The 26751-nt window shown below is 71.9% G+C and carries 16 protein-coding genes; 8 read left to right on the top strand and 8 right to left on the bottom strand.

All coding sequences use genetic code 11. The features are described 5' to 3' along the window. Window positions 1–48 precede the first annotated feature (48 nt). The 4 genes from JO379_RS26770 to JO379_RS26755 all read right to left on the bottom strand — a co-directional run bounded on the left by JO379_RS26770 (window position 49) and on the right by JO379_RS26755 (window position 14109). Window positions 49–9543, bottom strand: coding sequence for a non-ribosomal peptide synthetase (locus JO379_RS26770; RefSeq protein WP_209517317.1), 9495 nt, complete (start codon window positions 9541–9543; stop codon window positions 49–51). An 88-nt stretch (window positions 9544–9631) separates the two neighbouring features. Then, window positions 9632–12448 carry an amino acid adenylation domain-containing protein gene (locus JO379_RS26765; protein ID WP_209517315.1) on the bottom strand — a complete coding sequence of 939 codons (2817 nt, stop codon included), beginning with the start codon at window positions 12446–12448 and terminating at the stop codon, window positions 9632–9634. Between the two features lie 67 nt (window positions 12449–12515). Next, window positions 12516–13340 carry an SDR family oxidoreductase gene (locus JO379_RS26760; protein ID WP_130881595.1) on the bottom strand — a complete coding sequence of 275 codons (825 nt, stop codon included), beginning with the start codon at window positions 13338–13340 and terminating at the stop codon, window positions 12516–12518. Between the two features lie 13 nt (window positions 13341–13353). After that, window positions 13354–14109, bottom strand: a complete 756-nt coding sequence (locus JO379_RS26755; protein ID WP_130881596.1) for a thioesterase II family protein — start codon at window positions 14107–14109, stop codon at window positions 13354–13356. A gap of 324 nt (window positions 14110–14433) precedes the next feature. On the opposite strand from JO379_RS26755, the gene JO379_RS26750 reads away from it, so the two are divergent. From JO379_RS26750 to JO379_RS26710, 8 genes are read left to right on the top strand one after another with little or no spacing between them, the layout of a single operon-like run. Then, the gene (locus JO379_RS26750) at window positions 14434–15702 is read left to right on the top strand and encodes a beta-ketoacyl-[acyl-carrier-protein] synthase family protein (RefSeq protein WP_209517313.1); all 1269 of its coding nucleotides are present in this window, start codon (window positions 14434–14436) and stop codon (window positions 15700–15702) included. Next, window positions 15699–16826 (top strand): beta-ketoacyl synthase N-terminal-like domain-containing protein, encoded by a 1128-nt coding sequence (locus tag JO379_RS26745; protein WP_130881598.1) that lies wholly within the window; start codon window positions 15699–15701, stop codon window positions 16824–16826. Before JO379_RS26750 ends, JO379_RS26745 begins: the two co-directional genes overlap by 4 nt. Next, window positions 16823–17731 carry a beta-ketoacyl synthase N-terminal-like domain-containing protein gene (locus JO379_RS26740; RefSeq protein WP_130881599.1) on the top strand — a complete coding sequence of 303 codons (909 nt, stop codon included), beginning with the start codon at window positions 16823–16825 and terminating at the stop codon, window positions 17729–17731. The genes JO379_RS26745 and JO379_RS26740 overlap by 4 nt, the downstream gene beginning before the upstream one ends. Further along, window positions 17728–18477, top strand: a complete 750-nt coding sequence (locus JO379_RS26735; RefSeq protein WP_130881600.1) for an alpha/beta fold hydrolase — start codon at window positions 17728–17730, stop codon at window positions 18475–18477. The genes JO379_RS26740 and JO379_RS26735 overlap by 4 nt, the downstream gene beginning before the upstream one ends. Before the next feature lie 46 nt (window positions 18478–18523). After that, window positions 18524–19534, top strand: a complete 1011-nt coding sequence (locus JO379_RS26730) for a hypothetical protein (protein ID WP_130881601.1) — start codon at window positions 18524–18526, stop codon at window positions 19532–19534. Further along, window positions 19531–20634 carry a beta-ketoacyl synthase N-terminal-like domain-containing protein gene (locus JO379_RS26725; RefSeq protein WP_209517311.1) on the top strand — a complete coding sequence of 368 codons (1104 nt, stop codon included), beginning with the start codon at window positions 19531–19533 and terminating at the stop codon, window positions 20632–20634. Before JO379_RS26730 ends, JO379_RS26725 begins: the two co-directional genes overlap by 4 nt. Then, window positions 20631–21542 carry a 3-hydroxyacyl-ACP dehydratase FabZ family protein gene (locus JO379_RS33990; RefSeq protein WP_307842147.1) on the top strand — a complete coding sequence of 304 codons (912 nt, stop codon included), beginning with the start codon at window positions 20631–20633 and terminating at the stop codon, window positions 21540–21542. Before JO379_RS26725 ends, JO379_RS33990 begins: the two co-directional genes overlap by 4 nt. Before the next feature lie 37 nt (window positions 21543–21579). Beyond that, complete coding sequence (locus JO379_RS26710) at window positions 21580–22791, top strand: cytochrome P450 family protein (protein WP_242626421.1); 1212 nt, start codon at window positions 21580–21582, stop codon at window positions 22789–22791. Between the two features lie 83 nt (window positions 22792–22874). Here JO379_RS26710 and JO379_RS26705 read toward each other — a convergent pair whose 3' ends face one another. The 4 genes from JO379_RS26705 to fabG form a co-directional block, all read right to left on the bottom strand. Beyond that, on the bottom strand, window positions 22875–24842 hold the full coding sequence (locus JO379_RS26705; RefSeq protein ID WP_130881603.1) for an ABC1 kinase family protein: 1968 nt from the start codon (window positions 24840–24842) through the stop codon (window positions 22875–22877). 165 nt (window positions 24843–25007) lie between these two features. Next, window positions 25008–25214, bottom strand: coding sequence for an MbtH family protein (locus JO379_RS26700; RefSeq protein ID WP_245381566.1), 207 nt, complete (start codon window positions 25212–25214; stop codon window positions 25008–25010). Further along, the gene (locus JO379_RS26695; protein ID WP_130881604.1) at window positions 25211–25876 is read right to left on the bottom strand and encodes a 2-hydroxychromene-2-carboxylate isomerase; all 666 of its coding nucleotides are present in this window, start codon (window positions 25874–25876) and stop codon (window positions 25211–25213) included. Before JO379_RS26695 ends, JO379_RS26700 begins: the two co-directional genes overlap by 4 nt. A 52-nt stretch (window positions 25877–25928) precedes the next feature. Further along, window positions 25929–26675 carry a 3-oxoacyl-[acyl-carrier-protein] reductase gene (fabG, locus tag JO379_RS26690; protein ID WP_130881605.1) on the bottom strand — a complete coding sequence of 249 codons (747 nt, stop codon included), beginning with the start codon at window positions 26673–26675 and terminating at the stop codon, window positions 25929–25931. Window positions 26676–26751 lie beyond the last annotated feature (76 nt).

Below are 26751 nucleotides of genomic sequence, written 5' to 3'. Positions count from 1 at the left end.
GGGGCGGTGGCTCATCGCCACCGCCCCGGCTCCTTCAGGTCGTCCGCGTCAGAATCCCCACTCCTCCGACAGCAGGTCCAGGTCCTTCTGGCTGAGGTTCACCAGCGGGAGGTCGGAGGGGGTGAACCCGCCGGCGTCGGGTGCCTCCGCGTGCGTGACGAGTGCGCCGAGCGCCCGGAACCAGTTCTCGGCGAGTTCACGGACGTCGTCCTCCGTGAACAGCTCCCGCGGCCAGGACCAGGTGGCCATGAGCCGCGGCCCGTCGGGCTGGTCCTGCGTGACCGCGTTCAGCTCCAGGGCGTGGCCGAACGGCATGGCCGGGTCGTGTCCGTCGCCCAGGTCGACGTCCGACCGTACGGCCCAGTCCGCCACAGCGCCGCCCTGGGCGCCGTCGGTCATGTCGATGCGCCCCAGGTAGTTGAAGCTGATCTGCGGCGACGGCAGGGCCGACAGGGTGGCCGAGGTGTCCGCGCGGAGGTGCCGCAACAGCCCGTAGCCGATGCCGTTGTCCGGAATCGCGCGCAGCTGCTCCTTGATCTCCTTCAGGGCCCGGCCCAGCGCGGGGCCGCCCGACCAGGCCTCGGGCCACTCGCTGTCATGGAGCCGCGGGTCCAGCCGTACCGGGTACATGCTGGTGAACCAGCCCACGGTCCGGGAGATGTCGAACCCGTCCGCGATCTCCTCACGCCCGTGCCCCTCCAGGTCGAGCACCACGGAGCCGGCTCCGGCGGTGCGCTCACGCCGCCAGTCGGCGACCGCGAGGGTGAAGGCCGTCAGGAGCACGTCGTTGATGCCCGCGTGGTAGATGGCCGGCAGCCGGGTCAGCAGCGGCTCGGTCTGCTCGGCGGACAGGGTGAGCGTGAGCCGGCTCGAGGCCGCGGCGGTGTCCCGTGCGGGGTCCAGCGCGCGGGCTCCCAGCGGCGGTTCGGGCGCACCCAGCATCTCGGTCCACAGCGGGAGTTCCGCCGTCCGACGCGGCTCCTGGGACTCCTCGGCCAAGTACCGGGCCCAGCTCCGGAAGGAGGTGCCCACCGAACCCAGCTCGGCCGCACGCCCCTCGGCTGCCGCCCGGTACAGCTCGGACAGCTCCGGGAGCATGATGCGCCAGGAGATGCCGTCGACCACCAGGTGATGGACGGCGAGGAGCAGTTGTCCGGGAGCGTCGGGGCCCGCGTCGAACCACACGGCCTGCAGCATCACCCCGACCGCCGGGTCCAGCCGCCGCTGGGCGGCCCGGGCCTCCTCGGCGATGTCGGCACCGAACGCGTCGGTCCAGCGGAAGATCTCCTCCGCCCGGATGCTGCCGGGCAGCCGTACCTCCAGCTCCCAGTCACCACCGGCCGGCCGGGCCATGCGGGCACGCAGTACGTCGTGCCGGTCCAGCAGCGCTCCCAGCGCGCCGGCCAGTGCCTCGGCGTCGCATCCGGGCGGAGTCTGTACCAGCATGGCCTGGTGGAAGCCGTCGACCGGTCCGCCGAGCTCCCGCAGCCAGTGCATGATCGGGGTCAGCGGGACCGGGCCGAGGCCCGCTTCCCGCGGTTCCTGCGCCGACCCGGCGACCTCCTCGGCGACCTCCGCGAGCGCGGCGGGCGTCTGGTGGTCGAAGATGTCCCGCGTGCGGAGCAGCAGTCCGGCCCGGTGGGCGCGACTGACCAGCTGGATCGAGATGATGCTGTCGCCGCCCAGCTCGAAGAAGTTGTCGTCGATGCCGACACGTTCGAGGCCCAACAGCTCGGCGAAGAGAGCACAGAGCGCACGTTCCCGGGCGTTGCGGGCGTCACGGCCGGTGGCCTGCTCACCGAAGTCCGGTGCGGGCAGGGCCTTGCGGTCCAGCTTGCCGTTCGCAGTCAGCGGCAGTGCGTCGAGGGTCACGAACGCGGCCGGGACCATGTACTCCGGCAGCCGGTCCACCAGGTACCGGCGCAATGCCTCCTGGTCGATGCCCTCGTCCGCCGGCACGACGTACGCCACCAGTCGCTTGACGCCCGGCCGGTCCTGACGGACGACGACGGCGCTGTGGGCGACGGAGTCGTGACCGGCGAGTGCCGCCTCGATCTCGCCGAGTTCGATACGGAAGCCGCGCAGCTTGACTTGGTTGTCCGCCCGCCCGAGGAACTGGATCTGTCCGTCCGCGGTCCAGCGGGCCACGTCGCCGGTGCGGTACATCCGCTCCCCCGGCAGGCCGTGCGGGGAGGCCACGAAGCGATCGGCGGTCAGTCCCGGCCGGTTGAGGTAACCCCGGGCCAGACCGGTGCCCGCGATGTACAACTCGCCCGGCACGCCGGGCGGCACCAACCGCAGGTCACGGTCGAGGAGATGAATCCGCATGGAGTCCAGTGGCCGGCCGATCGGGACCGACGACGGAAGCTCCGTGTCCGGCCCGATCCTGAAGCAGGCGGCGAAAGTGGTGGTCTCGGTCGGACCGTAGCCGTCCACCACGACCAGCCCCGGGCACACCTCACGCACGCGGCGCACCGCGTCGGCCAGGACGACGTCGCCGCCGGTCCACACCTCGCACACACCGTTGAGGCAGCCGGGGTCGTCCTCGGCGAAGAGGTGGAACAGTGCGGCGGTCAGCCAGATCGCGGACACGCCATGGCGTGCGATGACATCGCGCAGCAGTGCGGCCGACAGGTCGCCGGGCGGGGCGATCACGGCCCGGCCCCCGGCCAGCAGCGGTACCCACACCTCGTAGGTGGAGGCGTCGAACGCCTGCGGCGAGTGCACCAGCACCGCCTCGTGGCCCGTGGCGTAGCGGCCGTCGCCGGCCAGGGCGACGACGTCCCCGTGCGTGACCAGTACGCCCTTCGGCTTGCCGGTCGACCCGGAGGTGTACATCACATACGCGCCGGAGTCCGGGGTCAGGGCACCACCACGCTCGGCATCGGTGAGGTCACCGCCGGGCAGCGCGGCCAGTTCCGCCGCCAGGCCCGGCTCGTCCCACACCAGCATCCGCCCGTCGTCCGCCATCAGCGGTTCCAACGTGCCGGACTGCTCCGCCGTGGTCAGCAGCAGCCGGGGCCGCGCGTCCCGCAGCATGTGGGTGATGCGGTCGGCCGGGTACCCCGGATCGACCGGAAGATACCCGGCCCCGGCCTTCAGCACCGCGAGCAGTGCCACGATCATGTGCTCGGAGCGCGGCAGCGCCAGCACCACCAACTGCTCCGGCTCCACTCCCCGCGCGATCAGATGTCGCGCCAGCCGGTTCGACCGCGCATTGAGCTCCGCGTACGTGAGCGAGTCGGACTCCGACGCCACGGCGACCGCGTCGGGAGTGCGGGCCACCTGGGCCTCGAACAGCTCCGGCAGCGTCGCGGCGGAGGGCACGTACCCGGTCGGGTTCCACTCCGTCAGGATGCGCTCGCGCTCACCCGGCGCCAGCAGGTCGAACCGCGCCGGCACCAGGTCCGGTTCGGCGGCCACCGCCGTCAGCAGCCGCTCCAGCCGCCCGGCCAACTGCTCGACCGTGGAACGGTCGAAGAGGTCGGTGGCGAATTCGAGGCCGCCCTCGATGCCGGCGGGCGAGCCGTCGGCGGAGAAGACCTCACCGAGCTGGAAGGACAGGTCGAACTTCGCGGTGTCGATGTCGACCGGCAGCGGAGCCGCCGACACGTCACCCAACCGCATCGTGGGGGCCGAGGTGTTCTGCATCGACAGCATGATCTGGAAGAGCGGGTGCCGGGCCAGTGAACGAACGGGGTTCAGGTCGTCGACCAGCCGCTCGAACGGCACGTCCTGGTGGGCGTACGCGGCCAGGTCCGTGTCCCGGACGCGCTCGACGAGCTCACGGAAGGTTGGGTTGCCGGTGAGGTCGGTGCGCAGGACGAGGGTGTTGACGAAGAAGCCGACGAGATCGTCGAGTGCTTCGTCGGTGCGTCCCGCGATGGCGCTGCCGATCGGCACGTCCTCCACGCCGCCGAGCTTGCCCAGCAGTGCCGCGATCGCGGCCTGCATCACCATGAAGACGGTGGCACCCGACTCACGGGCGACGTCGGCCAGGTTCCGATGCAGCTCGGGGCCGAAGCGGAGCGGCACGGTCTCGCCGTGGTAGCTCATCCGGGCGGGCCGGGGGCGGTCGACGGGGAGCGGCAGCTCCTCGGGCAGGTCGGCGAGCGCCGAGCGCCAGAAGTCGAGCTGGGCGGCGATGGGACTGTCCGGGTCGTTCTCGTCGCCGAGTACGTCGCGCTGCCAGAGGGTGTAGTCGGCGTACTGGACCGGCAGCGGCTGCCAGTCCGGGGCCGAGCCGGTGCTGCGCGCGGCGTACGCGGTGGACAGGTCCCGGGACAGCGGTGCGTTGGACCAGCCGTCGCTGGCGATGTGGTGGACGACGAGCAACAGGACGGAGTCGGTGGGGCTCAGCACGAACAACTGGGCGCGCAGCGGCGGTTCGACCGACAGGTCGTAGTCGGCCGAAGCGGCGCGTGAGAGCGCCACGTCGAGGTCACTCGCGTCGACGGCGGTGACGGTCAGCTCCGGAACGGCCTGCTCGGGGGCGAGGATCAGCTGCCGGGGCTGCCCGTCGATGTCGGGGAAGACGGTCCGCAGACTCTCGTGCCGGGCCACGACATCGGCCAGCGCCGCACGCAGCGCCCCCTTGTCCACCGCACCGGACAGCCGGAGAGAAAGGCCGGTGTTGTAGTTTCCGCCGGCGTCCTCCATTCGGTTGATGAACCACAGCCGCTGCTGCGCGGGCGACAGCGGGATGTGCTCCGGCCGCTCCTGCGCGGTCAGCGCCGACCGGGCACCAGAGGCACCGGTGAGTCGCGATGCCAGCGCCGAGACGGTAGGGGCCTCGAAGACGGTGCGGACGTCGACCTCTACGTCGAGTTCGGTGCGGATGCGGCTGATGAGGCGGGTGGCGAGGAGGGAGTGGCCGCCGAGGTTGAAGAAGCTGTCGTCGATGCCGATGGTGTCGAGGCCGAGGACGTCGGCGAAGAGGGTGCAGAGCAGTTCTTCGCGTGCGTTGCGGGGTGCGCGGCTGTTTGCCTGTGCGGTGAAGTCGGGGGCGGGCAGGGCCTTGCGGTCGAGCTTGCCGTTGGCGGTCAGCGGCAGCGTGTCCAGGGTGACGAAGGCGGACGGGACCATGTACTCGGGCAGGACACCGGCGACGTGGGTGCGCAGGGTGTCGGTTTCGAGGCTGTCACCGGCCGGGACGGTGTAAGCGACGAGGCGGTCGTCGCGGACGATGACGGTGGCCTGGGCGACCGTGTCGTGCGACGTCAGCGTGTGCTCGATCTCGCCGAGTTCGATGCGGAAGCCACGGAGCTTGACCTGGTCATCCGCGCGGCCCTGGTATTCGAGCACCCCGTCCGCAGTCCAGCGGGCGATGTCGCCGGTGCGGTACATCCGCTCACCGGTGGTGCTGTAGGGGTCGGCGGTGAAGCGCTCGGCGGTCAGGCCGGGGCGGCCGGTGTAGCCGTGGGCGAGCTGGATGCCCGCGAGGTACAACTCGCCGGGGACGCCGATGGGTGCGGGGCGCAGGGCGGCGTCCAGGACGTAGGTGCGGGTGTTCCAGATGGGCCGGCCGATCGGCACCGACGCGCTGTGCGTGCCGGGGGTGCAGGCGTGTGCGGTGACATCGACGGAGGCTTCGGTGGGCCCGTAGAGGTTGTGCAGCTCCACACCGGGAAGCAGCTGGTGGAAGCGGGTCACCGCATCGGCGGGCAGGGCCTCGCCCGAGCAGATCACCCGGCGCAGCCCGGTGCAGTGACCGGCGGCGGGGTCGGCGAGGAACGCCTGCAGCATCGACGGCACGAAGTGGACGGTGGTGATGCCCTCGTCCTGGATCAGGCGTGCCATGTAGGCGGGGTCCTTGTGCCCCTCCGGACGCGCCAGCACCAGCGTGGCGCCGGTGCGCAGGGCCCAGAAGAACTCCCATACCGAGACATCGAAACCGGACGGGGTCTTCTGCAACACCCGGTCGCTCGCGTCGAGCCCGTAGGTGTCCTGCATCCACTCCAGCCGGTTGTGAATGCCCTCGTGTCCGACGACGACACCCTTCGGGCGCCCGGTCGAGCCGGACGTGAAGATGACATACGCCGCCGCGTTCTCCGGCAGGACAAGCTCGGGGGCGGTGTCGGGCCGGTCGGCGGCGATGCCGTCCGCGGTGTCGAGCAGCAGGGTCGGCACGCCCGTCTTCGGCAGAGCCGGGGCCACCTCGACGGTCGTCAGCAGCAACGCAGGCCTGGCGTCCTCGAGAATCCAGCCGATGCGCTCGGCCGGGTAGTCCGGGTCGACCGGCACATACGCCGCACCCGCCTTCACCACCGCGTACAGCGCGACCATCAGCTCCAGCGACCGAGGTGCGGCCACGGCGACGAAGTCACCGCCTGCCACCCCCCGCGCCACCAGCTCATGCGCCAGCCGGTTCGCCCGCGCATCCAGCTCCGCGTACGTCAGTGACTCGCCGTCGAACACCACAGCCGTGGCATCCGGCGTCCGCGCCACCTGTGCCTCGAACACCCCCGGCAGTGTGCCCGCCGCGACCTCACGACCCGTCGCGTTCCACTCCTCCACGACCAGCCCACGCTCAGCAGCGGACTGCACCTCCACCGCACCGATCGACACACCGGGGTCGGCCGCGACCGCCTCCAGCAGTCGCACCAGCCCCTCGGCCAACCGCCGTGCCGAACCCTCATCGAACAGGTCCCGCGCGAACTCCAGACGACCCGCAATACCCACGGCCGAACCGTCCGGCGCGTTCTCCTCGACCAGGCGGAAGAACAGGTCGAACCTGGCGCTCCCGGTGTCCATCAGCTCGGAGTCCGCGTCCAGCCCGGCCAACTCCAGCCGGGACGTGTCGCCGCTCTGTACGTCGAGGGCGGTCTGGAACAGGGGGTGGCGGGCCAGCGAACGGGTGGGGTTGAGTGCTTCCACGAGGCGCTCGAACGACAGGTCCTGGTGCGCGTAGGCCGCGAGGTCCGTCTCCCGGACCCGGCCCAGCAGCTCCCGGAACGTCGGGTCCCCCGACGTGTCCGTACGCAGCACCAGCGTATTGACGAAGAACCCGACCAGATCGTCCAGCGCCGCGTCCGTACGACCCGCGATCAGTGAACCGACGGGGATGTCCGTGCCCGCCCCGTAACGGGTGAGGAGCGCGGCCACGCCTGCCTGCGCGAGCATGAACATGCTGGCGCCGTTCTCGGCGGCCAGTGCCCTGAGCTTTTCGTGTGTGTCCGGGGAGAGCCGGAACGTGACGCGTCCGCCCTCGTACGTCGCCGTGGCCGGCCGCTGCCGGTCGGTGGGCAGGGGGATCTCCTCGGGGAGCCCGGCGAGCGTTTCGCTCCAGTAACGCAGTTGTCCGGCGAGCTCGCTGTCCCGGTCGCCGGCGTCGCCCAGCACGTCACGCTGCCAGAGCACGTAGTCGGCGTACTGGACCGGCAGCGGCTGCCACGTCGGCGTCTCACCCGCGCAGCGGGCGGCGTAGGCGGTGGACAGGTCGCGGGTGAAGGGGGTGACCGACCAGCCGTCGCACGCGATGTGGTGGACGACCAGTTGGAGGACGTGCTCGTCCTCGGCGAGGGCCAGCAGCCGGGCGCGAACGGGGATCTCGGTGCCGAGGTCGAAGCCGTGCCGCGCCGTTTCCGCGAGGGCGGTGGGCAGTGTGGCCGGGGTGACCGGCTCCACGGGCAGGGCCACGGTCGCGGCGCCGGGTGCGAGGATCAGCTGGCGTGCCTCGCCGGCGAACTCGGGGTAGACCGTGCGCAGGCTCTCGTGCCGGGCCACCACGTCGTTGAGGGCCGCGTGCAGCGCCGGGACGTCCGGGCGGCCGTGCAGGCGGATGGCCACGGCCTCGTTGTAGACCGCGTCCTGGCGGCCGAGCTGGTTGAGGAACCACAGCCGGTTCTGGGCGGCCGACAGGGGAATGATCTCAGGGCGGGCAGCGGCGGTGAGCGGCCGCCGGGCTCCCCGGGCCCCGCCGAGCTGCTCGGCGACGCCGGCCACGGTGGGGGCCTCGAAGACACGGCGGAGGGGGAGTTCGGCCTGGAAGAGGGCGCGCACCCGGCTGACGATCTTGGTGATCTGGAGGGAGCGCCCGCCGAGCAGGAAGAAGTTGTCGTCGACGCCGATGTCGTCGACGCCGAGCACCTCGGCGGCGATCCGGCAGAGGGCTTCCTCCTGCGGGGTGCGCGGGCGGTCCGGGGCGGCAACGGCGGCGGAGGCCGGGGCGTTCGCGTCGGCGGAGTTCGCGGCGACCGCCCGCCGGTGGGTGTCGCGTGCCGCTTCGGGGGCGGTGAGGTCCTCGACGCGCCGGTCCGGGCCCGCCGTGGCCAGCTGCCGCAGGAACTCCAGGAAGCCGTCCTGGTACGTGGTGAGTTCGTCCTCGCCGTACAGCTCGGCGTTGGCGTCGCAGTCGATCTGCAGCCCGGGCTCGGCCGTGCGGTCGTAGATGAGGAACGACAGGTCGTCGACCGGGCCCGTGGCCAGGGTGCGGGGGCGGGAGCGGTGCTCGCCGAACGACAGCTTGTGGTCGAAGAGCATGAGGTTGACGTGCGGGCCGGTCAGCCGGCGCTCGTCGGCGAGCATGCCGAGGTCCTGGCGGATGTCCTCGTAGGGGTAGCGCTGGTGGCGGGTGGCTCCGCGCAGTTCGCCCGAGACCTGGGCCATCAGTTCGGCGACGGTCAAGCCGGGGGTGAAGGTGATCCGCAGCGGCAGCACGTTGGAGACCATGGACGGCACGCTGAGGGCCGTACGGCCGAGCCGGTTGGACACCGGGAGGCCGAGGATCACCTCGTCCTCGCCGGTCAGCCGCTGGAGGTAGGCCGCGACCGCGCCGAACAGCACCGGGGGCCAGGAGACGCCGGCCGCGCGGCCGAGGTCGCGCAGCTCGTCGGTGTCCTGCTGGGGCAGGTGCGCGGTGCGGTGGATGAGCCTCTCCACGGTGCCCGGGCGGCGCCCGGACAGCCCGGCCGGTTCGGGCGCGTCGGCCATGTGCTCCGACCAGTACGCCCGGTCCTTCGCGCCGCGCTCGGAGCCCTTGTACGCGGTGTGTTCGGCGATCAGGTCGGCGAGCGGTGCGAAGGGGTTGTCGCCGACGGGCCGGCCCTCGGCGAGTGCCGAGTAGATCTCCGGTACGCGCTGTGCGATGACGACGACGGTGTACCCGTCGGCCAGCAGGTGGTGGTAGCGGTAGAACCAGAAGTGGCGTTCGTCGGCGACCTTGAGCAGGGCGAACCGGAACAGGGGGTCGCGCATCGGGTCGACCGGGCGGTCGAGTTCGGCGGCCATCCAGGCGCGGGCCGCGGCCCGGGGGTCGCTCTCGCCGGTGAAGTCCAGCCGGTCCGGCGACCAGGCGAAGTCCGCCGCGGGCAGGACCCGCTGGACGGGCTCGCCGTCGACGAGCTCGAAGCGGACGCGCAGGGTGTCGGCTTCCTCGACGACGCGGCGCAGGGCCCGCTCCAGCAGTTCCACGTCCACGGGGCCGTCGATGTCGAGGTACTCACCGAGGTGGAAGATGGTGTTCTGCGGGTTCATCTGCTGTGCGTACCAGATGCCGGCCTGGGCGGCGGTCAGCGGCAGCGGGACGCCCTGGTGTTCGGACACGACTAATTACCTCCAGCGGAGTCGGTGCCGCCCCGGAGTGTCCAAGGGCGCTCGTGAATACCTGCTGCCTCGTCGTCGGCGGACGGGCTCAGCCCTTGCCGCCGCCGACGAACGAAATGAACTGCGCCGCCACGGAGTTGCGGTAGAAGTCCTGGGTGGCGACGCGGGGCAGTCCGCGGTCGCGCATCTCCCGCAGGAGCCGGATGACCAGCAGGGAGTTCCCGCCGAGTTCGAAGAAGTTGTCGCCGGGCCCGACGTCGGTGCCCAGTACCTGGCTCCACAGGGCGAGGATGTCGGCGGCGAGCGGGTCCTCGGCGGCGGGGGGCTGTGCGGCGTCGGCGGGCCGGGTTGCGGGGGCGGGGGTCTCCCGGGTGGTGGTGGGTTCGGGGAGCGCGGCGGTGTCGACCTTGCCGTTGATGGTCAGCGGGATGGCCGCGACCGGGGTGAGGGTCGCGGGCATCATGTAGTCCGGCAGCACACCGCTGGCGTGGGCGAGCAGGTCGGCCGTCGCGGTCCCCGCCCCGCTCAGCGCGACGTACGCGTCGATGCGGGCCGTGGCGGTGTCGCCCGGTGTCTCCTGGCGGAGCACGACGGCCGCGCCGGTGACGTCCGGGTGGCTGAGCAGGACGTTGCGGATCTCGTCGAGTTCGATGCGGTGGCCGCGGACCTTGACCTGGTTGTCCAGGCGGCCGAGGTGGTCGAGCCGGCCGTCGGGGCGCAGCCGGCCGCGGTCGCCGCTGCGGTAGACGCGGCCGCCGCCGTAGGGGTCCTCGATGAACCGCTCGGACGTCAGCTCCGGCTGGTGCAGATAGCCCTGTGCCACGCCGGCGCCGCCGACGTAGATCTCGCCGGGGGCGCCGGGCGGCAGCACCCGGCCCCGGGGGTCGCGGACCGACACGGACCAGCCGGGCATGGCACGGCCCACGGACCGGCCCTTGACGGCGACGTCGGCGGGGGTCACGGTCTGCTCGGTGACGTGCACGGTGGTCTCGGTGATGCCGAACATGTTGGACAGGCGGACGCGCGTGTGGGAGTGCCGGGCGAACCACGGGGTCAGCATGCCGACGTCCAGCGGCTCGCCGCCGAAGACGACGAGGCGCAGGGCGAGGGGGGACCGCAGCCGGCCGTCGGCCTCGATGAGCTGCGCGAAGGCGGACGGGGTCTGGTTGAGGACGGTGACGCCCTGGTCGACGAGCAGCTCGTAGAAGAGTTCGGTGTCGCGGGTCACCCAGTAGGGCACCACGACGAGCCGGCCGCCGGTCAGCAGGCAGCCCCAGATTTCCCAGACGGAGAAGTCGAAGGCGCTGGAGTGGAAGAACGTCCACACGTCGGTGCCGCCCAGGGCGAAGTCCTCGTGGGTGGCGGCGATCAGTGCGGCGACGTTGCGGTGCGGGACCGCGACGCCCTTGGGGCGGCCGGTGGATCCCGAGGTGTAGATGACGTACGCGGCGGCCGCGCCGTTCTCGGTGAGCGGGGGCAGCTCGTCGGAGGTCCGCGCGGCGAGCGCGATCAGGTCGGCGGGTGCGGCGACACGGACGTCGTCGATCGCGGGGAAGGTGTCGGCGGAGCCGATGACGATCCGGGTGCCCGCGTTGCCGACGGTGTAGCGCAGCCGCTCCTCCGGGTAGCGGATGTCCATGGGCACGTACACGCAGCCCGCCTTGAGCACACCGAGGAGCGTCACGATGAGTTCGGCGGTGCGGTCCAGGGCCACGCCGATGAGGTCGCCGGGGGTGGCGCCGAGGACCCGCAGGCCCCGGGCGAGGCGGTCGGCGCGCTCGTCGAGCTGGGCGTAGCTGAGGGTGGTGTCGCCGTCGACGACGGCGACGGCGTCCGGCTGCCGGCGGGCGGTGTCCTCGAAGAGGCCGTGGATGGTGCGGTGCGAGGTGTCCGGGCCGACGGCGGGCGTCGCCCCCGATGCGACGATCTCCAGGGCGTCGGACCGGCTCATGAGGTCGATGTCGGCGAGGGTGCGGTCCTGGTCGGCGGTCAGCTGGTCGGCGACGTGGGCGACATGGGCCGCGAAGCCGCGGGCGATCTCGGGGGCGACGTCACCCTCGTCGTAGGCGAGGACACCGTCCGTCGTGCCGTCGGCGGCATGACGCCAGTGCAGGACGAGGGGCAGCGCGGGGGCGAGGAACGGCCGGTGGTCGGATCCCGGGTGCAGCTCGCCGAAGACCACGCCCACGGCCGGTACGGGGCCGGACGCGGTGGCCTCGGCGCCGTCGGTGGCGGCCCACTCGGCCACGTACGCCTCGGCGGTCAGCGTCTCGTCGGGGGTAACGGAGTGGACGAGGGGCCCGGTGTCGGCGCTCGCCGCGTCGAAGACGGCGACCGCCGTGCTCTCGCCCGCGGAACAGCGCGCGAGGACCAGGCCCACGGCCGCGAGCAGGGTCGCGTCGGACGGCTCCGGCTCCTTGAGCTCCACCGTCACCGTGCCGGCCAGGCCCGCGCGGGACGGGTCGCCGAGGCCCCACTCCGCCTCCGGGCGCGCACCGGCGGGGTACGCCGGCTGCGCGCCGCGGGCCGCGACGCGCGGCTCGGGGCCGGTGCCCTCCAGCAGGTGCGCGGCCAGTCGCCGCAGTTCCTCCTCGCCCAGGGCCGCCCGCCGGGCGACGAGCACGAGGTCGGCCTGCCCGTCGGTGTAGCGCAGCAGCACGGCACGGACCGGGGGGCCGGAGGGGGACAGCGGGCGCTGGGCCTCGGCTTCCCGGCGGGCCAGGGCGAGCGGGGTGTCGGAGGCGGCGGGCACGGGCTCGTGCCAGAGGTGGACGCCTGCCACGGTCGCCGGTGCGACCGGGCCGCGGGCCCGGACGGTCAGGCTGTGGCAGGACCTTGCCTGGGCGGCCGGCAGTCGGCCCGGGCCGACGGGGACGGCCACACGGTAACGGACGGCTGTCGCCATGTGCGCAACTCCTGCGGAACGAGGTGATCGAGGGCGTGGAATCGGGTGGAACGGCAAAGGAGCCGGCTCAGCGTGCGGTGAAACCGCCGTCGACCGTGATCGTGCTGCCGGTCACCTGGCGCGAGTCGTCGCCGGCCAGCCAGAGGGCGGCGCCCGCGATGTCTTCGGGCTCGATGAGCCTGTTCATCGGCTGCGCCTGGACGAAGATCTGCTCGTGCTCCTCGACGGCGACGTCGAGGGAGCGGGCGATCTCGGCGAGCATGCGGCCCTCGACGAGCGGATCGTCGCGGACGGAGCCGGGGCACAGGGCGTTGACGCGCACCCGGTGCGGCGCGTAGTCGAGTGCCGCCGCCTTGGTGAGGCCGATCAGGCCGTGCTTGGCCGCCACGTAGCCGGCGAAGTGGCGGTAGCCGACGAGGCCCGCGGTGGAGGCGACGTTGATGACGCTGCCTTCGTTGCGGGCGACCATGTGGGCGCTGACCGCCTTCGTCATGCGCCACGCGCCGGACAGATCGGTGTCAATCATCAGGTCCCACTCGTCGTCGGTGATCTCGTGGACCGCCTTGCCCGAAGGGGCCGCGATGCCGGCGCCGTTGACCAGTACCTGCACCGAGCCGAAACGGTCGAGGGCCTGCCCGATCGCCGCCTCGCACTCCGCGGACCGGCGCACGTCGGCGGTGACCGTGAGCACGGCGGCGCCGTGGGCGCGGCAGAGGTCCGCGGTGTGCTCCAGCTGGCCGCCGGACCCGAGGGGGTAGGGCACCCCGTCGAGGTCCTGCCCGATGTCCAGCAGGACGAGGTCGGCGCCCTCCTCGGCGAACCGGGTGGCGCAGGCCCGGCCGAGGCCGCGGGCCGCGCCCGTGATGACGGCGGTCTTGCCTTGCAGCTGCATGGTGCGGCCTCTCTCAGCCAAGGGTCCGGGTGACGGCCGCCAGCAGCGGCGCCGGGTCGTCGGCCAGGTACATGTGGCTGCCGGGGATCTCCACCAGCTCGAAGTCCGCGGCGGTCGCATCCCGCCACTCGCCGGCCTGCTCGCGGGTGACCAGCTCGTCGTCGGTGCCGCGCAGCGAGGTGACGGGGATGTGCAGCGGGTCCTTGGAGACGGGCTTGTAGTCCTCGTGCATCTCGACGTCTGCGCGCAGCAGCGGCAGCAGCAGCTCCCGCATGTCGGGGTCCTCCAGCGCCTCGTGCTTGTAGCCGGCGAACGACTCGACCTGGGCGAGGAAGCCGGCGTCGTCCAGGCCGGTGGCCCGGTCGCTGCGCCCGCTCCACGGGCCCGGCGATCCGCTGACGAAGAGGTGGCAGGGGCGGCCGGTGCCGGCCCCGTCGAGGTTGCGGGCGATCTCGTAGGCGAGCACGGCGCCGAGGCTGTGGCCGAACAGGGCGATGCGGCCGTAGCGTCCGGCGATGTCGGCGACCTGCTCGGCGAGTCGCTCGCCGGCCACCACGGCGTCCCGGAACGGCTCGTCGATGAAGAGTTCCTCGCGGCCGGGCAGTTGGAGCGGGACGACGGCCGGGCTACCGGCCGGCAGGTCCTTCAGGTCCTTCCAGGCCCGGTAGAACCCGGCACCGCCGCCCGCGAAGGGCAGGCAGATCAATGCGCAATCCGCCGGGGCCCCGGCGCCGTCGGCAAAGGGACCGGCAAAGGTATTGGTCGCCATCGTCAATGTCTTCCTTTTCCGGCGAAAGTACAGAAGGAGGCTGCGGGCAGACCTGGGCCCGACCCGTGCCATCCTGCGGTCGGCCGGTATTCCCGGCAATCGGCCCTGCAACAAGCTGCCATGGCCGACTTCTCCTCGTCACGGGCGTCATGGCAGCTTGCTGCAGCGGCACTTGAGCCGACCACGACGTGCCGGTCACCGTGTGGCAGACGATGCCCTCAGGCTTTGGTGCGGGGCCTCGGCCGACCGCAGGAATACCTGCCGGATAAACGCGCGACATGGCAGCTTGCTGCGGGCGCGCTTCAATCAGACCGAAGGATAGGTATGTCCCCAGCGCTTCCCGGCAGTGCGCCGGAAAGGCACCGTGTGGTGCTCACCGGATTCGGCGTGGTGTCCAGCATCGGTATCGGTGCCGCCGAATTCACCGAGAGCCTCAAGGCGGGCCGCAGTGGTGCGAAGCCCATCTCGATATTCGACGTCGAGGGCTTCGCGCACAGCAACGGCTGTGAGGTCTCCTCGTTCGATCCCGGGCAGTGGGTGCACAACACCCCCATTTCCTCTCTCGGCCGCGCGAGCCGCTTCGCGGTCGGCGCGGCCCGGATGGCCCTTCAGGACGCCGGGCTGGAGCCCGCGCAGCTCGCCGGCCGGCGGGGGCTGATCTCGCTGGGCACCACCGACGGCGAGTCCTACGAGCTCGACCAGCTGGTGGCCGTCGAACTCGCCGACGGGCCCGAGCGGATGGACCCCGAGGTCGTCCGCCGGGTGTCCCCGGTGCGCCTGTCGACGGCCATCGCCCAGGAGCTCGGGCTGACGAACGTGGAGGCGCAGACCATCGCAACGGCCTGCTCGGCGGGCAACTACGCGATCGGGTACGGCTTCGACGCGGTGAGCTCCGGCGAGGCGGAGTTCGCGCTGTGCGGCGGCGCCGACGCGATGTGCCGCAAGACCTTCACGGGCTTCTACCGGCTGGGCACCATCGCGCCGGAGTGCTGCCAGCCCTTCGACGTCAACCGCAAGGGCATCCTCACCGGCGAGGGCGCGGGCGTCCTGGTCCTGGAGCGCCTGGACTCGGCGCTGGCGCGCGGCGCCACGATCTACGCCGAGGTGCTCGGCTACGGGCTCAACTGCGATGCGTACCACCAGGTCGCCCCGAACGGCGCCAGCGTCGCGAGCTGCATGGACATCGCGCTGAAGAACGCCGGCGTGAAGCCCGAGGAGGTCGATCTGATCTCGGCGCACGGCACCGGCACCAAGGCCAACGACATCACCGAGGCGCGCGCCATCCGGGATATCTTCGGCACCGCCCCGCCGCGCACGATCTCGCTGAAGTCGATGCTCGGCCACACGATGGGGGCCGCGAGCGCGCTCGGCGCGATCGCCAGCGGGCTCGCCATCGCCCACGGCTTCATCCCGCCGACGATCAACCACACCGAGACCGACCCCGAGTGCGAGATCGACTGCGTGCCGAACCACGCGGTCGAGGCGGATCTGCGGGTCGTGCAGAACAACGGTCTGGCTTTCGGCGGCAACAACGCGATCGTCATCCTCGGCAAATACGAGGAGGGCCAGGAGAGCCGGGAGAACGCGGCATGAGTTTTCCGATCACCGGGGTCGGTGCGGTGGCGAGCATCGGGGACACCCCCGATGAGATCTTCGCCGGACTGTGCGCGGGCGTGAGCGGGCTCGCACCGCTGCGCGGTTTCGACCGGGAGAAGTTCAAGGCACAGCAGCTCTTCGAGATCGACGACCGGTCCGGTGAGGGCGACGAGCCCGGCCGGGCCACCCGCTTCCTCATCGAGGCCGTGCGGCAGGCAGCGGCGGACGCCGGTCTCGGCGAGGACCTCAGCGGCGTGCCGGTCCTGGTCGGCACGGGCCTGCGGGAGCTGCGGTCGCTGGAGCTGTGGTGGCGCGACGGCATCCCCTTCGACGCCGCGGACCTGGACTTCGGTCCCGCGCTGCGGGAGCGGTTCGGGGCGCTGGACGCCCATACGTTCGCCGGCGCCTGCTCGGCCTCGCTGTACGCGCTGGCCCTGGGCTGGGACCTGCTGGAGCAGGGCGAGGCGGACACGGTCATCGTGGCCGGCTGCGACGCGGTGACCGAGTCGATGTTCGGCCAGGCCGACCGGGTGCAGTTCGACCCGCCCCCCGCCGTGCGCCCGTTCGACCGGGAGCGGCAGGGCACCATCCTCGGCGAGGGGGCGGTCGCGGTCGTGCTGCGCCGGGAGGCGGCCCCGGGCCGCCCGGTGCGCGGCTGGCTGCGGTCGGTGGCCGTCAACTGCGACGCCGTGCATCCCACGGCGCCGGACCGGGAGGGCATCACGGCGTCCATCCGGCAGGCCCACGAGGCGGCGAAGGCCGCCCCGGGCGATATCGATCTGGTGCTGTTGCACGCCACCGGGACCCCCGTCAACGACCTCATGGAGGCCAAGGTGACCGCCGAGGTCTTCGCCGGGGCGCGGCCGGCCCTGACCGGCATCAAGTCGCAGACCGGCCACACGTCCGGTTCGGCCGGGCTGATGAGCCTGCTGGTGGCCCTGTCCGCCATCGCGTCCGGGCGGATACCGCCGATCGCCGGGCTGGCCGACCCGCTGCCGGAGGCGGCTGGGCTGCGACTGGTCACCGACACCCCGCTGGCCGAGCCGGTAGGGGTCGCCCAGGTCAACGCCTTCGGGTTCGGCGGCGTCAACGCCGTGGCGATCGTGGCGGGTGCGGCATGAGCGTCGCGATCACCGGTGTGGGGCTGCTGCTGCCCGGGCTCACCGACCCCCAGGGGCTGCTCGGGCCCGCCGTGTCCGGCGCGGACCCCGTCGACCCCGCCGCCCTGATCGGCAAGAAGGGGCTGCGCTACAAGGACCGGGCCACGCAGATCGGGCTGTGCCTGGCGTCGGCCGCGCTGGCCGACGCGGGGCTGCTGGACGACGGCGGGCTCACCGTGCCCGGCGAGCGGGTCGGCATCGTCGTCAGCACCAACCTCGGCAACGCCGACACGGTCTGCCGGGCGGTCGCGACCATCGCGAAGGAGGGCACCACCGGGCTCAGCCCGATGGACACCCCGAACGCCTCCAGCAACATCACCGCCTCGGAGGCCGCGATCCGCTTCGATCTGCGCGGCCCGAACCTGACGGTGTGCAACGGCGTCACCTCCGGTCTGGACGCGGTGCGCTGGGCGGCCCTGACCGTCCGGTCCGGGCGCGCCGACCACATGCTCGTCCTGGGCGTGGAGCCCGACAACGACGTGACGCGGGCGCTCGTGGGCGGACCCGTCGTGGACGGCGGCGCGGCCGTGGTCCTCGGCCGGACCGCCGAGAGCACCCGGGCCAAGGTCACGCTCGGTCCGGCGGTCCGGGGCGCCTCGCTCGCCGCCTGCGCGGACGAGCTCGCCCGCACGGCTCCCGGCGCCGCCGGGTGGCTCACCGACGACCCGGCGCTCGTACCGGTCGGCGCGGAGCACTTCGGCCTGCACGGCTGGGGCGAGTGCTCCGGCGCGCTGGGCGTCCTGCAGTGCGCGGCGGCCGCCGGCTGGGCCGCCACGGGCCGCACCGAGCCGGTGTACGCGCTGCTCGGCGGTGCCGGTGCGCCCTCCGCCGGACTCGCCCTCACCCCCTGCGGGCCGTCCTCATGAAACAGGTCGTGCTGCTGCACGGGCTCGGCAACAACGGTGCCATCTGGTCGCGCACCCACGAGCACTTCCCTGCCGATGTGCGGGTGCACGCCCCCGATCTGCCGTGGCGCAGCGACGGGATCGACGCCTGGCGCTTCGAGACCGACTCGGCGGGCCGGCTCGCGGAGATCCTGTCCGCCGTGCCCGGCGGGCCGGACCTGGTGGTCGCCCACTCGTTCACCGCGCTGCCCCTGCTGGAGCTGCTCGCCCGCCGTGCGCTGGCGGGCGAGCGGCCCGGGATGGCGGGGGTGGTCGTGGTGACGCCGTTCTACCGGCGTGACCCGGGCGACTTCCACTGGAACATGATCGCGCCACTGCTGGACAGCTTCCCCGAGACCATGTCGGAGGCCATCCGGCTGCAGGCCGGGGACCGGCCCGTGCAGCCGGACCTGCGGGCCGACATGGCACGCAGGCTCTGCGAGTGGATCGGCCCCTACGGGTGGCTGCGGTTCTTCGACGCCTATCTCAACTCGCCGCGGCTGCGGCTGGATCTCATCACCGTGCCCGCTCTGGTGATCGGCGCGGAGCAGGACGTCACCGCGCCCGTCGCCGAGGCCCGGCAGCTGGCCGCGGACCTGCCCGCGGGCGAGGCGCTGATCCTGCCCGAGGGCGGCCACTTCCCGATGCTCGACCGGCCGCGCGCCTTCGTCGAGGCGGTGCACGCGTTCCTCGACCGCGTACCGGCCCGGCTCAGCCCGGCCGCCTGAACACGAACAAGAAATCCCCAAGAGAACCGAACTGAAGGAGTCAGCGATGAGCCCGGTGCTCGATCCCGCTGTGGCGGCGCTGCTGGACAACCCGACCACGACCCGGCTGCGCCCCGTCTTCGAGGGCAACAACATCAGCTTCGCGATCGGCTTCAAGCACATCAACTACGTCGCGGAAGCGGCCGTCCTGAGCCACTTCCGCGCGGCGGGGCTGTCCGTCGGCTCGATGTACAAGCGCTTCGGCCTGGGCTTCGAGGTCGTGGAGCTGCGCTCCCGGCTCGGTGCGCTGCTGGACGTCGACGACGAGGTGGAGGCGGAGGTCACCCCGGCGACGAAGGACGGCGCCACCGAGTTCACCTTCAAGGTCGCGCAGTTCGTCGAGCGGGACGGGGAGCGTCTGAAGTGCGCCACGTCCACGGTGCGGGTGGCGCTGCGGATCGACGACCACATCGCCGCGTCCGAGGCGTACCCGGCGGGCCTGGAGCGGTTCGCCGTGCGCACCCTGGGCAGCGGGGACCGGCTGGAGCTGGCCGCGACCCCGAGCCCGTACGGCAGCCTGGTCGAGGGCCGCGGGACCGTCGGTTCGGACCCGGTGCTCGACGAGCTGATCGGTGAGGACAACGCGTTCGGCTGGCGCTGGCGGATGCCCTACTTCTACTGCCACTTCAACGACCGGGTGCAGATGTCGGGCTTCCTGCGGGTGATGGAGGAGGTCGAGGACCTCTTCCTCGCCTCCCGCGGCCTTGCCATCAAGGAGGTTCTGGACACCCGGAACTGGATCCCGGTCGTCACCCAGTCGGAGCTGCGGCTGCTCGACGAGACGCTGATGGAGGAGGAGCTCTACACCGTCTACACCATCGAGAACGTCTTCAAGAGCCTTCTCTACACCGCGCGGATGGACTGCTACGTCATCCGTGACGGCGAGCTGGTGCGGACCGTGACCGGCACCATCACCCACGGCTATCTCACCGAGCACGCCCCCAACGAGTGGTCGATGGCGACCTTCGACGAGGCGACGGTCTCCGCGCTGAGCACCCCGAAGCGGGTGGACGCATGAGTGCCGTGACCGCGTCCCGGCCGGTGATCTCGGCGTGGTCGGCCGTGTCCCCGTACGGCATCGGCGCGCAGGCCCTGGCCGAGGGGCTGCGGGAGGGGCGGGCCACGTCCGCGCCGGTGGACACCGAGCGCTGGCGGGTGCCGGCAGGTGACGCCCATTTGGTGCCGGGCTTCGAGGTCCGCGAGGTGCTGGGCAAGAAGGGCACCCGGTCCATGGACCGGGTGACCGGGCTCGCGGTGACCACCGTGGGCGCCCTGCTGGAGCAGCCGCAGGCCGACCGGGACCGGGAGACCGGGGACCGGGCCGCGCTGGTGCTGGGCACCACGACGGGCAGCGTCGCCAGCATGATGGACTTCACCCGCAGCTCCCTGGTGGGTGCGCGGCCGTTCGACGTCGACCCGGCGCAGATGCCCAACGCGGTGATGAACTGCGCGGCGGGCCAGTGCGCGATCTGGTACGGCATGCGCGGGCCCAACACCACCCTCGCGGGCGGCCGGACGGCCAGCCTGTCGGCGGTGAACTACGCGACGCGGCTGCTGTCGTCCGGGCGGGCCGAGTCGGTGCTGTGCGGTGCGGCGGAGGAGTTCTCCTCGGCCCGCTACTGGCTGGAGCGGCACAGCAGGGCGTCCGGTGGAGAGGATCCGGCGCTCGGCGAGGGCTGCGCGATGCTGCTGATCCAGCCCGCCGACGCGTGCAGCCCGGAGCGTCCCGCGCTCGCCGAGATCCTGGCGGTCGAGTCACGGGTGGCGTTCGGGGAGGATCTGCGGGCGACGCTGGAGGCCTGTGTACGGTCCGCGCTCGCCGCGTCCGGCGGCGCGGCCGAGGAGGTGTGGGCGGCCAGTCACAGCGAGGCCCCCGGCGTGGCCGGGGTGGTGGAGCGCGAGGTGCTGGCGTCGGTCGTGGGCGAGCGGGCGTTGGAGCGGGTGCCGGGCGTCGGCGCGCTGGGCGATGTCTCGGCCGCCTCCGGCGCGTTCCAGATCGCGATGCTGCTGGCCACCGCCGACGGTGACGCCGAGGCGGCCGGCCGGCTCGCGGTGGCCACCTCCGTCGACCGGGACGGCTCGCTGTCCTGCGCGGTGCTGCGGCTGGCGGCGTCATGACCGGGACCCTGACCCGGGAGTCCGGCATCAGCCCGGTGGCCGGCCGGGTGTCCGTCGTCTCCCCCCGGGGGGACGACGGGGACGCTGCGACCCGGTTCACCGTCTCCCCCGACGAGCCGGTGTTCGCCGGTCACTACCCGGACTTCCCGATCTTTCCCGGGGTGTGCGTGGTCGACTGCGCGCACCGCAGTGCGCTGGCCACGGCCCCGGAGCCGGTCGAGCTGGCGGCCGTGGAGTCGGCCCGGTTGACCGGGCCGGCCTTCCCCGGCGACGTCCTGGACTTCGCGCTGAAGTGGCGCCGGAAGGACGGCGACTGGCGGCTGTCGGCGACCGCCACCACCGCGCGCGGCGCCGCCGCGTCCGTCAGACTGCGCTACCGCGCCGCGGGCAGTGCCCCGCAATCACTGGACGCCGGCACTGATGCTCCGCCCGTGGCCACGCGGGCGGGCGGTGAGGCGGGGCTGCCCGAGGTGGCGAGCCTGCTGCCGCACCGGTATCCGATGCTGCTGGTCGACCGGATCACGGCCCTCGTACCGGGCGAGCGGATCACCGTGGTCAAGGCCGTCACGCACAACGAGCCCTGGTACGCGGACCTCACCCCCGGCCAGGACCTGGCCTACCCGGCGTCGCTGCTGGTCGAGTCCTGGGGCCAGTCCGCCGGGCTGCTCGCCTCGGCGGCGGCACCGGACGCCCGCAGCCAGGTGATGCTGTTCGGCTCCGTGTCGCAGGCGGTCTTCCACCGCCCCGTACTCCCCGGCGACGTGGTCGAACACCGCATCACGCTGTCCCGGTCGCTCGGCGACTCGGTGATCTTCGAGGGCGAGAGCCGTAGCGAGGCGGGCCCGGTGATGTCCGTCGGGCAGATGGTGATGGCCTTCCGCCCCGGCGATCACCTACGGCCTGCCTGACCCGGCGACGAGCGAACTCCCGGTCGAGAAGGAAGACATGACGCAACAGCCGAAACTCTCCAAGTACTGGATGCTCACCGACGACTTCACCCAGAACCCCTACCCGGTTCTGGAGCGGGTCCGTGAGGAGCAGCCGGTCTGCAAACTCTCCATCCCCGGAGCGGGCCATGCCTGGGTGGTGACCCGGCACGAGGACGCCAAGGCCGCTCTCGCCGATCCGCGGCTCAGCCGCGACATCCACACCCACTACAAGCTGTTCTCCAAGCTGACCGGGACCACCCTCACGCCTCCGCCGGAGCACGCCAACCATCTGGCGAACCTGGAGCCGCCGCGGCACACACCGCTGCGCAAGGCCATCAGCGCGGCCTTCACTCCGCGCCGGGCGGACGCCCTGCGCCCGCACATCGAGTCGGTCGCGGACGAGCTCCTGGACAAGCTGGCCGGGAAGGCGGGCGCCGATCTCATCGCCGACTACGCCGATCCGCTGCCGGTGATCGTCATCGCCACGCTGATGGGTGTGCCGGCCACCGCCTGGCCGGACTTCCTGCGCTGGTCGACGGAGCTGCGGGCGACCGACCCGACCGACCCCGCCGCGGACCGCACGGTCAAGGAGCTGTCCGCCTATATGTCGGCGCTCATCGAGGAGAAGGAACGCGAGCCGGGCGACGACTTGATCTCCGCGCTCCTCCAGGCCGATCCCGACCGCCGGCTGTCCGGTACGGAGATCCTCTCCACCAGCTTCGCGCTGATGACGGGTGGCAACGACACCACCGCCAGCCTGATCGGCGGAGTGCTGCGCACGCTCCTCACCCACCCGGCGGAGCGCGCCGAGCTGCTGGCGGCACCCGGCCGGTGGATGGCGGAGATGGACGAGCTGGTCCGCTACGTCAGTCCCATCGCCAACACGCTCCAGCGGGTCACCCTGGAGCCGGTGGAGATCGGCGGGGTCACCATTCCCGCCGACGAGGTCGTGATCATTTCCGCGATGTCGACCAACCGGGACCGGTGCCCGTTCCCGGAGCGCCCGGACGAGCTGGACCTCAAGCGCCCCAAGCCCGCCCACCTCAGCTTCGGCCACGGCATCCACTACTGCTCGGGTGCGCATCTGGCGAAGCTGATGACGGAGGTGGCGGCGCGCCGCTTCTTCGAGAGGTTCCCGGACGCCCGGCCGGCCGTGGACCCGTCCGAACTGCGCTATGTGCAGAACATGGTGGTGCGCCCGCTGGAGTCCCTGCCCGTGGTGTGGTGACACCGAACACCTCCCGCGACGCCTCGCGCCCCCGGTCCGGATGCGGCCGGGGGCGCGAGGCATTGCGGGAGGTATCGGGCCCGTCAGCGTTGGGCCCGGAAGATGGCGAAGACGATCCGCAGGCACAGCACACCGCTGATGACCAGCAGGTGGTAGCCGAGCATCTCGAAGAGCCGGATCGACCGGGTGACCATCGGCCCGCCGGTGGTGTGGAGCAGGATCACCGCCATCAGACCGAGGGTCGCCGCGAGACAGGTGAGCAGGATCTCGTGGACGAGCGCACGGAAGTAGCGGCGGTCACGGCTGTCGGCGAACAGTCGTACATTCACCGCGAGCCGCCCGGACTCCAGGGCACTGGTGACCCGGTCCAGCCGGCGTGGCAGCCGGCGCAGCACGGAGAGCGCGGAGTACAGCTCCTTCTGGGCCCCGGACCCGGCGGACGCGTAGCCGGCCTGGCCCGTGAACTGCCGCACGGCCCAGCCGCGTGACTCCGCCACGATGTCGAAGCCCGGTGACAGCCGGGCCAGGGTGCCCTCCAGGGTCGCCAGCGCCCGGAAGACCGCGGCCACCTCGGGCGGGATGCCCAGGCCGTGCTGGGACACGACCCGGAACAGATCCACGAAGACCTGGACGTCCGGTACGGCGCCGGGGGTGAAGTGCCGGGCCATGAAGCGGCCCAGCGACCGCTCCAGGCCTTGTTCGTCGATTTCCTCCGGCCGGGTCACCAGGTCCAGCAGGGCATCGCACAGGGCCGCCGAGTCGGCGTGGTCCACCGCCATGAGGAAGCGCCGCAGTGCGGTCCGCACCTGGCCGTCGAGCCGGCCGACGGAGCCGAAGTCGACCAGGCCCACCCGGCCGTCGTCGAGCAGCAGGATGTTGCCGGGGTGCGGGTCCGCGTGGAAGGTGCCGTCGGAGAGTATCTGGGTCAGCAGATTGCCGAGCAGTGCCCGCGCCAGGTCGGCCTGGGCGGCCGGCGAGGCGTCGGCGAGGGCGTCGTCGGCGCTGATGGGCTTGCCGGGCAACTCCTCCAGCACCAGGACCAGTTCGCCGCTCAGCTCCTCATGGGTGTCCGGGATGACCACCGAGGTGTCGGCCTTGCGCTGTTCCCACGCGGCCCGGACCGTGGTCAGATTCCGTGCCTCGATCCGGAAGTCGAGCTCTTCCCGCACGGACGCCGAGAACCCATCGGCCAGCTCGATCATGCCCAGGGTGCGGGCCCAGTGCGCGCGGGTCTCCAGCAGTCGCGCGATCCGTCGGATGATGTCCAGGTCCCGCTCGACACCGGGCCGCACGCCGGGGCGCTGGACCTTCACCACGACCCGCTCTCCGGAGTGCAGCCGGGCCAGGTGGACCTGCGCGATCGAGGCCGCGGCCAACGGCTCGGGGTCGTACGAGGCGAAAACGTCCTCCGGCGGCCTCCCGAACTCGGCGTGCAGCTGCTGGGCGATGCGCTCCGCGGGCTCCGGCGGCACTTGGTAGTGGAGCCGGCTCAGCTCGCTGATGAAGGCGGGCGGCAGCAGGTCGTGGCGGGTCGCCAGCACCTGGCCGAGCTTGACGAAGGTCGGGCCGCCCTCCTCCAGCGCCAGTCGCAGCGGCCTGGCGAGCAGGGCGGTGGCCCGGCCGGCGCCCGCGGCCTCGCTGCCACCGCGGTCGATTCCCCGCCCGCGCAGGTACGGTCGCAGCCCGTGCCGCACCACGATGCCGCTGATCTGCGCGTATCTACGGGCCCTGGCGACACGGGAGCGCAGCGCGCGTAACCATCCGACGGCCGGTCCGGCGGAGTCGCTGGGAAAGACCATGTCCGCCACGGCCAGGAACCCCATGCCGAGCAGCAGGGCACAGCCCATCTGTACGCCCATCAGCAGCCCGCCGCGCTCCGGTGTCCGGATGACGGTGCTGAACACCAGGACTCCGCCGACGGTGACGGCTCCGGTCAGGAAGGTGCGGATGACTCCCACCCGCACCCCGAGCAGCCGCCGCGCCAGCACCGGGAAGACGACCAGGAACAGCGCGAAACTGGCCGCCGCGAGGACGACGGTCGCTATCGTCATGCGTATTCCTCAATGATGCGGATGGTGTTCTTGAATTCTTCTGAATTCTTCTAACAGCCCGCTGGAACCAGGAACAAGACGGGTAGCAGCAAGCTGCCAAAAACGGTGCGGGGCCCGGCGTCGTCGGGGGTTTCGACGCGGGGCCCCGCAGCTTGGGGAGGACGATCAGCCCATGGCCTCGATGAGGCTCTTCGGGCGCATGTCGGTCCAGTTCTGCTCGACGTACTCCAGGCAGGCGGCGCGCGTGTCCGCACCGAAAGCGGTCGTCCAGCCGGCCGGGATCTCGGCGAAGGCGGGCCACAGGGAGTGCTGGTTCTCGTCGTTGACGAGAACGAAGTAGCTGGCGTTGTCGTCCTCGAAGGGGTTGCTCATGATGCGGTTCCTTCCGTGCGGGTCGTAGAGGTGGTTGCGGCGACGGCCCGGGCGGCGCGGACCGTCTCGGCGAAGGCGGGGAGCCGGTCGATTCCCCAGAACTTGTCGCGTCGATGGATGAAGAAGGGCACTCCGAACACCCCGTCCCGCTCCATCTCGCGGAGGATGTCGAGGCCGCGTGCCCGCAGCCGCTCGTCGTCCACCGCGTTCGCCACCCGGTCCGGGTCCAGGCCCAGCTCCTCGGCGACGGCGGCGATGACCTTGCGGTCCGCGATGTCCTGGCCCAGCTCCCAGCGGGCCCGGCTGACCGCCGCGATGTAGTCGCGGCCGCGGCCCTCGTCCTGTGCCACCAGGTAACCGAGGTGGGAGATAGCCCAGTTGGGGTTCTTGTCGATGGGCCAGGCGACCTGCAGACCCCGTTCGGCGCTCAGCCGCTTGACGTCCTGGAGGATGTAGAAGTGCTTCTCCTTGGACATGGGGACGTACGGAAGCTGGACGCCCTCCTCGGCGAGCAGCCGGTTGCTGACCTCGTCCGGCTCCCAGTACGGGCGCCATTCGATGGCGTCCGCGACATCCGGGTACCGTTCGGTGAGGTCACGGAACGCGAGCCATGAGTACGGGCTGCGAAGTGAGAAATACCAGCGCGGTGGCTTGATGGCCATCGAATGCCTCCTGGAATACCGGGCCCGGTGCATCCCGTGTGTCCGGGCGTAGCTAGATGGTGATGCCGCCGTCGATCTGGAGGACCGACCCGGTGACATAGCCGGCCCGGTCGGAGGCGAGATATCCGACGAGGTCGGCGACCTCGTCGGCGGTTCCCAGCCGGCCGAGCGGTACCTGCTCCAGGGCCTTGTCCTTGACGGCGCCGGTGAGCACGGAGGTCATGTCCGTGTCGATGAAGCCCGGTGCCACCACATTGACGCGGATGCCGTATCGGCCCACTTCCTTGGCGAGGGCCCGGGAGAATCCGATGATGCCCGCCTTGGACGCGGAATAGTTCGTCTGGGTCGCGTTCCCGTACACCCCGGCCACGGAGGAGAGATTGACGATCGCTCCCGACTTCCGCTTCATCATCGAGAACACCACGGAGCGGCAGAGGTTGTAGACGCCGTCGAGATTGACGTCCAGCACCTGGTGCCACTGGTCCTCGGTCATCATCACCAGCGGGTTGTCCCGGGTGATGCCCGCCGCCGTCACCGCCACGTCGACGGGTCCGAGCAGGTCCTCGGTCTCGGCGACCAGGGCCTTGACCGCTTCGGCGTCCGTCACATCGGCCTTGCGCGCCAGGACGCGGACACCGATCCCGGTGACCTGCTTCTCCAGCTCGCGGGCGGCCTCGTCATTGGACTGGTAGCAGAAGGCGACATCGAAGCCGTCCTGCGCCAGTCGCAGCACCGTCGCCCGCCCGATGCCACGCGAACCGCCCGTGACAAGGGCGACCCGGGTGTCCTTGCTCGTCATTGCTCTCCCTCAACCTTTGCGCCGGCCGCACCGGCCTGTGCTGCCCGTGGCGGCGGTGATGCCCTGGCGGGAATCC

The sequence above is a fragment of the Streptomyces syringium genome (assembly GCF_017876625.1).
Lineage (GTDB): Bacteria > Actinomycetota > Actinomycetes > Streptomycetales > Streptomycetaceae > Streptomyces > Streptomyces syringius.
The sequence above is the reverse complement of the archived record's forward strand: the minus strand, read 5'-3'. Positions and strand labels throughout refer to the sequence as shown.

What these genes read in the sequence shown, in the direction of transcription:
- JO379_RS26755 (WP_130881596.1), bottom strand. Translation starts at nt 14,109, where the DNA reads ATGGCGACCAATACCTTTGCCGGTCCCTTTGCCGACGGCGCCGGGGCC.
- JO379_RS26760 (WP_130881595.1), bottom strand. Translation starts at nt 13,340, where the DNA reads ATGCAGCTGCAAGGCAAGACCGCCGTCATCACGGGCGCGGCCCGCGGC.
- JO379_RS26765 (WP_209517315.1), bottom strand. Translation starts at nt 12,448, where the DNA reads ATGGCGACAGCCGTCCGTTACCGTGTGGCCGTCCCCGTCGGCCCGGGC.
- JO379_RS26730 (WP_130881601.1), top strand. Translation starts at nt 18,524, where the DNA reads ATGAGCCCGGTGCTCGATCCCGCTGTGGCGGCGCTGCTGGACAACCCG.
- fabG (WP_130881605.1), bottom strand. Translation starts at nt 26,675, where the DNA reads ATGACGAGCAAGGACACCCGGGTCGCCCTTGTCACGGGCGGTTCGCGT.
- JO379_RS26705 (WP_130881603.1), bottom strand. Translation starts at nt 24,842, where the DNA reads ATGACGATAGCGACCGTCGTCCTCGCGGCGGCCAGTTTCGCGCTGTTC.
- JO379_RS26700 (WP_245381566.1), bottom strand. Translation starts at nt 25,214, where the DNA reads ATGAGCAACCCCTTCGAGGACGACAACGCCAGCTACTTCGTTCTCGTC.
- JO379_RS26750 (WP_209517313.1), top strand. Translation starts at nt 14,434, where the DNA reads ATGTCCCCAGCGCTTCCCGGCAGTGCGCCGGAAAGGCACCGTGTGGTG.
- JO379_RS26725 (WP_209517311.1), top strand. Translation starts at nt 19,531, where the DNA reads ATGAGTGCCGTGACCGCGTCCCGGCCGGTGATCTCGGCGTGGTCGGCC.
- JO379_RS26710 (WP_242626421.1), top strand. Translation starts at nt 21,580, where the DNA reads ATGACGCAACAGCCGAAACTCTCCAAGTACTGGATGCTCACCGACGAC.
- JO379_RS33990 (WP_307842147.1), top strand. Translation starts at nt 20,631, where the DNA reads ATGACCGGGACCCTGACCCGGGAGTCCGGCATCAGCCCGGTGGCCGGC.
- JO379_RS26740 (WP_130881599.1), top strand. Translation starts at nt 16,823, where the DNA reads ATGAGCGTCGCGATCACCGGTGTGGGGCTGCTGCTGCCCGGGCTCACC.
- JO379_RS26745 (WP_130881598.1), top strand. Translation starts at nt 15,699, where the DNA reads ATGAGTTTTCCGATCACCGGGGTCGGTGCGGTGGCGAGCATCGGGGAC.
- JO379_RS26735 (WP_130881600.1), top strand. Translation starts at nt 17,728, where the DNA reads ATGAAACAGGTCGTGCTGCTGCACGGGCTCGGCAACAACGGTGCCATC.
- JO379_RS26695 (WP_130881604.1), bottom strand. Translation starts at nt 25,876, where the DNA reads ATGGCCATCAAGCCACCGCGCTGGTATTTCTCACTTCGCAGCCCGTAC.